This is a genomic window from Nostoc sp. FACHB-152 (assembly GCF_014697475.1).
Lineage (GTDB): Bacteria > Cyanobacteriota > Cyanobacteriia > Cyanobacteriales > Nostocaceae > Nostoc_B.
Genome location: NZ_JACJRV010000031.1, coordinates 61,996 through 72,253 on the forward strand (window position 1 = coordinate 61,996; position 10,258 = coordinate 72,253).

General features: G+C 39.1%; 10 protein-coding genes and 1 tRNA gene. 4 read left to right on the forward strand and 7 right to left on the reverse strand.

Annotated features, from left to right (window positions below; translation table 11 throughout):
- Positions 1-175: 175 nt before the first annotated feature.
- Positions 176-394, forward strand: a complete 219-nt coding sequence (locus tag H6G76_RS20100; protein WP_190704494.1) for a hypothetical protein — start codon at positions 176-178, stop codon at positions 392-394.
- A gap of 423 nt (positions 395-817) precedes the next feature.
- On the opposite strand, the gene H6G76_RS20105 is transcribed toward H6G76_RS20100, so the two are convergent.
- The gene (locus tag H6G76_RS20105) at positions 818-2,443 is read right to left on the reverse strand and encodes a lipopolysaccharide assembly protein LapB (RefSeq protein ID WP_190704497.1); all 1,626 of its coding nucleotides are present in this window, start codon (positions 2,441-2,443) and stop codon (positions 818-820) included.
- Between the two features lie 154 nt (positions 2,444-2,597).
- Between H6G76_RS20105 and H6G76_RS20110 the strand changes: the two genes are divergently transcribed.
- The 3 genes from H6G76_RS20110 (at position 2,598) to H6G76_RS20120 (ending at position 4,042) form a co-directional block, all read left to right on the forward strand.
- Positions 2,598-2,753 (forward strand): hypothetical protein, encoded by a 156-nt coding sequence (locus H6G76_RS20110; protein WP_190704500.1) that lies wholly within the window; start codon positions 2,598-2,600, stop codon positions 2,751-2,753.
- Positions 2,750-3,922, forward strand: coding sequence for a murein hydrolase activator EnvC (locus tag H6G76_RS20115; protein WP_190704501.1), 1,173 nt, complete (start codon positions 2,750-2,752; stop codon positions 3,920-3,922). Before H6G76_RS20110 ends, H6G76_RS20115 begins: the two co-directional genes overlap by 4 nt.
- Positions 3,923-3,969: 47 nt before the next feature.
- A tRNA-Arg gene (locus H6G76_RS20120) sits at positions 3,970-4,042 on the forward strand.
- Between the two features lie 1,547 nt (positions 4,043-5,589).
- Here H6G76_RS20120 and H6G76_RS20125 read toward each other — a convergent pair.
- The 6 genes from H6G76_RS20125 to H6G76_RS20150 all read right to left on the reverse strand — a co-directional run bounded on the left by H6G76_RS20125 (position 5,590) and on the right by H6G76_RS20150 (position 10,014).
- Entirely contained in the window at positions 5,590-5,910 is a 321-nt protein-coding gene (locus H6G76_RS20125) for a hypothetical protein (protein ID WP_190704504.1), read from the reverse strand.
- A gap of 132 nt (positions 5,911-6,042) precedes the next feature.
- The gene (locus tag H6G76_RS20130; RefSeq protein WP_190704507.1) at positions 6,043-6,453 is read right to left on the reverse strand and encodes a hypothetical protein; all 411 of its coding nucleotides are present in this window, start codon (positions 6,451-6,453) and stop codon (positions 6,043-6,045) included.
- 50 nt (positions 6,454-6,503) lie between these two features.
- Positions 6,504-7,580 carry a phage tail protein gene (locus H6G76_RS20135; protein ID WP_190704510.1) on the reverse strand — a complete coding sequence of 359 codons (1,077 nt, stop codon included), beginning with the start codon at positions 7,578-7,580 and terminating at the stop codon, positions 6,504-6,506.
- A 94-nt stretch (positions 7,581-7,674) separates the two neighbouring features.
- The gene (locus H6G76_RS20140) at positions 7,675-9,063 is read right to left on the reverse strand and encodes a hypothetical protein (RefSeq protein WP_190704513.1); all 1,389 of its coding nucleotides are present in this window, start codon (positions 9,061-9,063) and stop codon (positions 7,675-7,677) included.
- Positions 9,064-9,076: 13 nt separating this feature from the next.
- Positions 9,077-9,640: a hypothetical protein gene (locus H6G76_RS20145; protein WP_190704515.1), complete on the reverse strand. Its 564-nt coding sequence runs from the start codon at positions 9,638-9,640 to the stop codon at positions 9,077-9,079.
- Entirely contained in the window at positions 9,640-10,014 is a 375-nt protein-coding gene (locus tag H6G76_RS20150) for a hypothetical protein (RefSeq protein ID WP_190704518.1), read from the reverse strand. Before H6G76_RS20150 ends, H6G76_RS20145 begins: the two co-directional genes overlap by 1 nt.
- Between the last annotated feature and the right edge of the window lie 244 nt (positions 10,015-10,258).

The window sequence follows — 10,258 nt, forward strand, 5'->3', positions numbered from 1 at the left end:
TAAATACTCTCTCAAGGGTGAGATTACCAGAGATGGATAGACAAAATAGCTAGATGTACCCTTGGGTAGTTTAGTCAAGATTATGAAATATTTATTAATATAGATATAACCAGTGTCAAAGCTTAAAAAGTACTCATTTGCTGATACTGGATATTTCACTAACGGAGTAGAGGAAATGAAAGACCCAAAAGCATCCAATTCTAAGGAGTTTGTAGGCAATCTCAAGAATGGAATTTGGTTGTTTGGTATCTCATCTTGGTTGTTTGGGATTACTGACCGCAGTATTGCTTCGTTTGCAGATGGCTATTTATCTGCTTTGGATTTAACGCAATTATTTACAGCAGCTACTTTCTTTGTAGCTTGGCTGTTTTTAAAGCCTGCATCCAGAGTTTAAATGATGTATTATGCAATGCGATCGCCCGAAGTAACTATCAGTTAATTAGCTGGTTATTAACCCAAGTTGAGCAACTTTCCAAGGTAGAACACTTTTTCTCACAATCAAGATTCCACAAAAGTGCATCTATAGGAATCACAGGCAATAGGCAATAGCAAAGAATGCAGGTAAAAATGTACTGATTTTTGTCAAAAATCAAATATGAGTTCTATATATAAAAATTAGGGTAATTCTGCAATGGAACAGAATTACCACAAGTGTTAATGAGTTTGCTTGTAAGTAGGAAGGCACAAATAAACTTAACTAGATAAGTCTTGGGCAAAATAGCTAAAAACCTCTTCCCTCCTGCCCTCTGCCTCCTGCCTTCTCCTAATTACAATTATTTATGTCCCTCTACTTAACTAATTTAGAATTACTAGCTGACTAAAGCTGTTCTACACCCAGTTGAGTATCAGCATTTTTCCAAGCAGTAACTAACTCTGATTGAACTTGTTGCACTGCATTATTTTTCTGCAATGCTTGCAAAGTTGTTTGCAGTCCAAATAAAGAACGTCCGTTATGGGGATATTTTGTTAAATCGGCTCGAAAAGCTTGTTCGGCTGCTGCATAATCACCTTTTGCTAACAGTACACTACCTAATGCTTCTCTTGTAGGAAAGTACCAATCTGGTGGTTCAACATAATCAAGGGCATCTTCTGCCGCTACTGCTTGCTGTAAAATTTCAACAGCAGAGTCGTAATCATGGTTAGCTTTGGCAATTTTGGCATCCAGGAATTTTTGAGCAATGTTGAGAATACGGCTGGCGGGTGTGAAGCCAATAGTTGCTGTGGCTGGAATTACTTTTGTTGCAGCTAATAATGCGTGACTCTCGTTTGCTGCTGCTTCGACGTTACCTTTGCCGGCATATGCTAAACCCTTAGTAAAATGCCAGAGTGCAGTGGTGGTAGGGAGTGTGCTATTAGGAGCCGGAGTTTGCAAAATTGCATCCCAGTCAGCAAATCGGGCTTGCATCAGCATTTTATTGGCTAGGAATCCCTCAAGCATTGGTAAATGAGGGTCGATAGAGGTAGCGTGTTTGACTAATTTATCAGCAGCAGCTAGAGCATCATGATATCTGCCTGCCATACTACTAGCTAGCATCATGAAGTGGAGATTGTGGGTCAAGTATAACTGTGGGTAAATCCCCTGGACTTGATTGTGACAGATGTAAGACTCATCTTGAGCGATCGCTTGCACATTGACTCGTCTCGCTCCGTCATAATCTCCCACCCGGAAATAAATATGAGAAGGCATATGTACTAAATGTCCCACAGTCGGCGCGATATTTTCTAGCCGCTTGGCACTTTCAAGGGCGCGTTCAGGGTGTAGTGAAGCCTCTACGGCATGGATATAGTAGTGATTCGCTCCCGCATGATTTGGATCTTGTTGCAGTACCGATTCTAAAACAGCAACAATCTCTTCTGTACCTGGCAGTGGTTGACCATCATGAGTCCAAAGTTGCCAGGGATGTAAATCCATCATACTTTCTGCGAACAGCGTCGCTGCATCTAAGTCATCAGGATAACGCTTGGCAAGACTTGCCATTGCTTTGGCATAATCTATATCTAATTGATGTAAATCTGCATTGACATCTGAAGAGTACCGCTTCGCCAAGGCAGCAATATAATCTTGTTCTGAGGCTGATACTTGCCCAGAAAGTGCCACAGCTTGCTGTATTGCTTGATAAGCGAGTTGTTCTTTTTCAGTTGTAATCACAGCATTAATATTTTGCCCCAAAGCCAAAGCAATACCCCAATATGCCATTGCCATCTGTGGATCAAGTTCGGCAGCATATTTAAAAGAACGAGCCGCTTCATCATGGTTAAAACCGTAGATTAAATTTAACCCTTGGTCGAAAAACTTTTGCGCTTCGGGGTTTTGGGTAGAAACTGGATGGTGATGTGTTCCTAATCCAGATATTAAGCTGTAGGCAGGTTTTGTTTGAGCGATCGCTTGACTGGGAAAAAGCAAATATAGTATGAGTACCCAAACTATCAATAAGTGTTTCATATTGAAGATACCAGTAGATAAACTTTTCAGAGCTTGGGTGACTTAAGTAAAAAATACTCAGTCTCTAACTCTTTTGATGTATCCAGTTGATGACTATTTAAATTACAGGCTTTGCAACAATAGATACGCTAAATTTTGTGACGTAATTGCTCTAGTGACGATAAATATTGTTAAGACCCAAGATGACCTCGATTTGTCCAAACCATTTTTTGGGCGAGGCTGGGTAGAATCGCCGCGTGAGTTTATCAATCAAAATGTGGGAATACTCATAGTGTTTGGCAGCGTTGCTTTGGTTAGGCTCAAGCTATGAGAGCATTGAAGATACTTTTTCTCAAATTTTGTTGTGTTGTCTGTGTTTGGTTGGTATTAAGTTCAATATTGACTGGATATGCAACAACGTCAGCATCCGTAGATACCTTGCGACAACAGCAACAACAAATTAATCAAGAACGCCAGAATGTGATTCAGCAACGCGATCGCTTGACAAATTTGCAAAATGCTGCTCAAAATCGTTTAACTGGGATTAACCACAATATCAACACTACAAATAATCAGATTCAAGATAGTGAATCGCGGTTATTACAAGCTACCCAACGCCTGCAAAAACTAGAAGCCGATTTAGCTGTAGCGCAACGTACCTATGAAGAAAGGCAAATAGCCACAGTAGCAAGGTTGCGATATCTCCAGCGATCGCACGTTAATCAAGGATGGGCAGTTTTAATGCAAAGTCAAAATATCAGTGACTTTATTAGCCGTCGCCATCAATTAAAGTTAGTTTATCAAGCAGACCAGAAAATTTTAGCCAAACTCAACACTCAAGCAATCCAAATAAATCAGCAAAAAACCGACGTAGAACAGCAGAAAAATGAAATCGCCTTAATTCGTCAGCAATTACTAGCACAAAAAGCCGATTATCAAGCTCAAGCACAATCGCAGTCTGAATTAATTCAACGCTTAAATAGCGATCGCCAAGCCCTAGAAGCAGCCGAAAATCAATTAGAAAGAGATTCTCAAAATCTGGAAAGCTTAATTCAGGAGAAAGTAGCCGCCCTAGAAGGCAAAACCAACAGCCGCACCAGCATCATTATTCGCGGTACAGGGATGTTTACCTATCCTAGTAATGCTCCTACTAGCAGTCCTTTTGGTTGGCGGATGCATCCAGTGCTTGGTTATCGCCGCTTTCATGCAGGTTTGGATTTTGCGGCTAGCTATGGTAGTACAATTCGCGCCGCCGATTCGGGAACAGTCATTTTTGCTGGGTGGTATGGTGGCTATGGTCGAGCAGTAATTATTGATCACGGTAACGGACTAACCACACTCTACGGACACACTAGCGAATTATTTGTATCGGAGGGACAAGGAGTGCAACGCGGACAGGCGATCGCAGCTGTTGGTTCCACAGGCTTATCTACCGGGCCGCACCTGCATTTTGAAGTACGCCGTCATGGTACACCCGTCAATCCAGCTGATTATCTTTAAGGTCAATGCTCACTTTTTCACAGCCATGCTATAATGCAGAAGATTAAGGGCGTGTGGCTCAGTGGATAGAGCAACAGATTCCGGTTCTGTGGGTCGGGGGTTCAAATCCCTCCACGCTCGTTACTTGTACAAGACTAACCACAACATTAAAAGCTGATTTTCTCTCAGATTTCTCTCAATCAAATCAGTATACACCTTAATCAACAACCTCAACACTAGCGGTATGTTAACCTAGCTCTAGCTCCTCATCTCTATAGGAGTCATCTTCAGCTATGCCTCTTATCTTCCAGCCATAATAAAAAAAGCTCAATATTATAACCTAACTATTAGCTAACTTACCAAGATGTCAGGGTTAGAGATGTTAAGCATTCAGTTAGTTTGACACTCTTGAATCTCCAGCTTAGATTCTAAGCTGGCTATAGCTTATTAAGCAGAGTTGAAAATAATGGTTAGTAAACTTTGGCTTAACCAGCATTTAGGGAGGAAAGCTTTAGGTTAGTAATCACAAGTGAACTGAATCCCAACCTACCTGGAGAGGAGTTTACAGGTTAACTCTCCTGTAGTTCTGTGCTTCCATTTTGGGTATTTTAGGGCTTTGCAGTTTTCTTAAAAATATTCAAATATATCTTTTCACAGTAAGTTAAGTGTCTTTATTGACACTCATTTACGTACTTGTTAAAGTGTAGATAAGTTGCAATCATTACATAGCCCAAGGGTGTAAGAAATTAAGTTCATTCCCCTTGTATGGCAGTATAAAGCTTGCTGTAATTAAGTTTACGTCCATTACATTATTACTAATAAACCACAGCTTACTGGTAAGACTGATGTGTTGAGGTATCTAAGGAAACTACAGCCACAGATTTAATTGGGCAGATTACTAAAATAAATCATTCTCAAGCTTTTATCTCTTTAAGAGGCTTGCTAATTGTCCTTCACTGGTAAGGGAGATATAAAAATGAATTCTGATGATAAATTTAAGAAGTTATTTACATTCTTTGTATATTATTTGTTTGCTTTAATAATTATTACCTCATTCAGTTATCCTTTTTATGTGGGTATATTTTCATTGCTGATATGTCATGTATTAATTTCAATTTTCTGTAACCCTATTATGGTATTTTTAGGCGGTACTCCAGTAGGGGTAAATAAGACTACACCTGTAATAAAAAATGACATAAATCTTTCTACTTTTACTATTAGGGCTTGCTTGTTGTGGGTGGTCTTAAATATTGTATATGTATTAGGATTCCAATTATATTTTAGTATTATGTTTTATTTTGGAGATTTGTTGGGATCATTTTTGATTTTTATTATATTCTTATCACCTATATATTTACTTCCAAGGTACGGCAAATCGTATCTTTAAGATTAATTAAACATTAAGTTGGTAAACCTCTACCTTTTCATTCAGACTAAAAAGGGGAACATAACTAGCCAACCCTAATCATTGGCAACTCAGAAACTTCCTCCACCTAGTCACCTCACAAATCATCACCATAAATATTAATCTTTCCTCTTATTTTCCAAGCATAAGCAGCTAAAGTTAGTACCATAAAGCAATTGCTAGCTGATTTACCAAAATATCAGGTTTAGCCTATTCATCTAAAATAAACAATAAAAAAGACCCCTCTAGAAGGCTCCAAAGGGGGTTTTAATTTTAATTTAGGTCACATACTATCTTTAATAAATTTTAGGAGCCTACGTCTTTCTTTAACCCCTATCTTATTAGTCTTATTCAGTATGCTAACTACTTGATTATAGGTTAAGAAATCCTCCTGGTGGATAACCTCAATATCTTCAAGACCGCCAGTTATGCTAAAGCTATACTCAACTTTAATAGCCTGCTCAGTCTTAATCTTTTGCCAAGCTTTCATATAATACACATAACCTAGTGCCATAACTAAGTCATAAGCATTAATATACTTACCTATGATTTCACCTTTATCATCAGTAGGGAAGCTAAAGTGAATAGGGGGTGAGATAGCCATCTTTAGTTAAAAAGAACTCAGTGAACTCTCTAGCTTCATAAATATTTAACTGTTCCATAGTAGTTAATATAATTAATTTAATATATGACTTAGTTATAGCTGGTATATAAGATAAGAACTAGGAGGTTATTATTATTTAGTCAACTTTCTTTCTATATCCTTTAGTTGATTCATTACATCAGTTTTAAGGATTTCTTTCACTTCAGAAATCTCCTCTAAGATGTCTTCATGGTCTTGGATATACTTTGTGTGGTTATCCTTTAAGTCTTCTGTAATCTTATTTAAGACTTCAGTTAGTGCCTTTAACGATTGAGTACCACTGTCTACCTGTTCAAGGCATTTACTAATGAAGTTACCTACCCCTAATATTTTGGCAAAATAGATAGCACCTATTAAGGATAATAATACTCCTAAGCCTACGCCACCTGATTGAATTAGTACCTGCTCAATTATCTTTTCTTGCACTCTAGAAGGTACTGATAATACAGAGGGTTCTGCTGGTGTTTGAGCTAACGTAATGGGTAATAAACTTTGAGATTTCATTTATTTATTGGTTTCTTATAAAAGACCCCCTGGTTATCTCTGGGGGCTTACTAAACTTTGATAATAAAATTGCAAACAACAGAGGGCTGAATATTATTGTGAGAACCCCCACCCCCTTGAGAGTTAATACTCAATCCTGTAGAGGCTCCAGATATATTAATGCCAGTCCAAGAGGTTCTAATACTAATTCCAGTAGTTGCGCCTAATGTGTAAGCTCCTCTAGGTTGGTAGGCAGACCCGGAACCATCAGACCCTTCACTTGCCTCTCTGTCATAAACATCCCCCGGCAGCCCATGTCCGTGTCCTGGGTCATTTACCCCATGTGAGTGTCCTGGGTCAGAGAAGGGATGACTATGCCCAGGGTCATTAACTCCGTGATTATGGGAAGGTAGTTGACTAACATCTAGAGTTACAGTCTCACTACCAAAGGTTTGCCCAAGTGTTCTGTTAGTTAAGCCTGAACCTTGACCAGCCCCAACAGCAACTCTACCTCTATGGTCAGGTACTCTAAAGTTACCTCCCCCTACGTTATAGGAGGAGCCCAGAGCAGCGTATAAGGCAGGATATGTAGCTTGAGAGTAGGTAGCACCATCACACCATAACCAACCTGAAGGGGCCGTATTTCCCCAGTATTCTCCAACAAACCCAGGAGGGATTAATTGCTGAACAGGAATAGTAGACGGGGCAACTCTATCAATTACCTTATCTCTTAGGTCTACTAGGGTTGATAAAGTCCCACTTGTTGTAGTAATTAAAGCTAAAGGGAAACATTCATTAGGCAGTACAGAAGATTGCTGGACAGTACCATTGCTACCTACAAATACAAAACTTGTAGCATTGTTAGGGAGGTTAATGGTGCCTGGACTAATGGAAGCTAGTGTTCCATTACTTAAAAGTACAACTCCACCTAAATAAGAAAAAGTTAGTCCTGTTTGTTGACTAACCTTTAATCTGTCATAAAAGTTGTAGAATCTAGACTTTAATTGATTAGAGCTATCAGATAAATAAGCATCTGTAACTTTAGGCCCGTGACCTAACAAATCCTGACCATCTACAATGGGATTACCTATCTCATTGACATCCTGAGCGTAAAGGATATCTCCGTCTTGGAATACACGCCTTGTCATATTTAGTAATATATGAATTTAAAAAATAAAGGAGCCTAATTTTAAGGCTCCTGATATATCTAATAATTATATTTAGTCCAATGATTAAATTAGTTTACGCCGTCCCTATAGCTATCCAGTTAACACGGTAAGATCCTGAAGCCAGAGTTGGTACGCGTATATTAAATGAAGTTGTTGTTATAGAGCTTGTCATTACGTGAACTGAATGTTCTATACCCCCATCTCCGTTACAAGCTAAAATTGTCACTACCCCTGAGAACGTTGGCGTACCGCTATAATTTATCGTCGCTTGATTACTTGATAAAGTCACAACAGATGTAGCAAATTTTATTAATAGTGTACCTACCTTTAAGTATCTAATACTTGCTGAGTCACTAGAAGATAAAGCTTGTGCCAACACGTAAGCAGTAGTCGCTAGTTGAGTGTTGTTTGTCCCAAAAGCAGCAGTAGGTGCGGTTGGTGTTCCTGTAAATACAGGGGAGGCTAATAATCCTTGAACAAAAGCCGTTGTAGCAATCTGAGTAGTATTAGTACCTGCTGAGGCTGTGGGGGCAGTTGGGGTACCTGTAAAGGTGGGAGAAGCTAATAATCCTCGTACAAAAGCAGTGGTAGCTATCTGGGTGGTATTAGTACCTGCTGCTGCTGTGGGGGCAGTTGGAGTACCTGTGAAAGCAGGGGAATCTAAGGGAGCATAAAGGCTTAAGTTATTTTTAACATAAGCGGTAGAGGCTGCTGATGTGCTGCTATTTGAAGTAGTTACCGTAGGGACATTAACACTACCTGTAAAAGTAGGGCTAGTTAAGTTAGCTTTAGTCTCTAGAACATTGAACAGAGTACTTTGGGTAGGTGGTAGTTCAGAACCACTCCAAGCAGCCCCATAAGGCGTATTACTACCTACTGTAATAGTCCCTGAAGGTTGTACAGGCAACCACATCCAATCAGGAGAACCATCATAAGGGATACTCCCAATAACAGGAGTAATTGACCTACAGATGTAAGCTTTGTAGTTGTAGGTAATTAAGTCTCTGTACTTGTAGTAGGCATTGTTCTGCCACTCACCTTGAGGGAATGGCCCACCAATAGCTGAAGAGTAAGTAGGGTCACTAGAAATTAATCTAGCTAACCTTAATACTCCAGTATCTAGTACATCAGAAACCATACCAGTTGGGGCTAGATCATCTAGTTCAACCCCGGCTATGTTAGGTACTACTGCATTAAAAGGAAATGGAGCAGCCTGAGTAGTAGACGTAATACCACCAGCAGTCACAAAGAACTCAAACTTATAACTAACCTTACTGGTTTCTGACTCAGGAAGATTAATATTAACTACACCATTTGTAATAGTAAAACTTCTTGGTTCAGGGATGTAGACAGTATTAGGAGTAGTAGATTTATTAAATACTGCCCCAGCTAGGGTTACTATCAGATTTCCACTGAGAGGTGTCCCTGCTGAGTCAGCTATAATACCTTTAACAATAGTCATATAATTTAATTAATTAGTCGTCTAAAACTGAGGTGACAATATTACACTCATCTATTACATCTTTAAATTCTTGGATGTCTTGAAGGGTGACAACATTAACTCCGGTAACTTGGAGCATGAGGGTATATAAATTCTTTATTGCTTCCTCAAAGACATTAAAGTTTTTTATAAGATCCTGCCTTACCCATAACAAATCAGCCAGTATTAAGGTCTGGTTAAGATTAAACCCTATTGCCGCATTGTTAAGAGATTCTTTGGTGGCTTTTTTGATAAAACTTGTATGGAGGTAATCTCTCTGAAATATATCCCATCTGCGATTAATAACTCTAAGGTACTCCTCCGTCCATTCAGCCACCTTCTCTTTAGATACTTTAGGGTATAAGCCCGTCTGATCTACCCATAATATTCCATGAGGTTGATTATTTTCATCTAGGAAATAATCATAGTGATTATCATACACCTGTATATTAAGTTGGCCAGCAGATATAGCCTCCCAAGAAAATTCCTCTCTAAGTGTGAAGAATACAGCACTATGTACCTGCCAATATTCATAAGGAAATTGATATCTTTCTGTCATTATATTGATACCTCTGTGATAGTAAGAGAAGAGATGCCTAATCCGCCTGTGTTGAAAGTAACTGAAGTACCTCCAACAGCTACCTTTCCAAATAGTTGATAATTTCTTGTAGTCATTCCCAACCCATTGTGATTGGCAGGAAGAATTATTTTAAAAGAAGAAGAAGTAAAGGAACTACCTAAGCCCCCAAGCCTACCAAACACTACTACAGGGTTACTGTTCCAGCCTAAACTAAGGGTGGCAGTGCCTCCCCCACTAACCCCATTAAGGTTAGCTTCAAGGATTAAATTAGAGTCAATATTTGTAGGGGTAATACTAAGTTGAAGAAAGACAGTATCTGTCGTATTACCAACGGTGATATTGGTTCCAACCACATTATTAATAATTAATTGTCTAATTGAAGGTTGTCTGATTTGGTCTACCGTTGCATACCCTGCCTTCCCTGCCCCTAAAGGTAATACGGGAACTTTAGCTGTACTTAATAGGTTGGGTACAGGGTCTAGTTCATCTATTTTCTTACAGCAGTTTCCTGTGTTATGAGGTACAGTAACAGCAATTAGTAAACCAGTTTCTTAAATGTTGAGGATTCATTAAGTTGAGTGCAACTGAGATAACTGT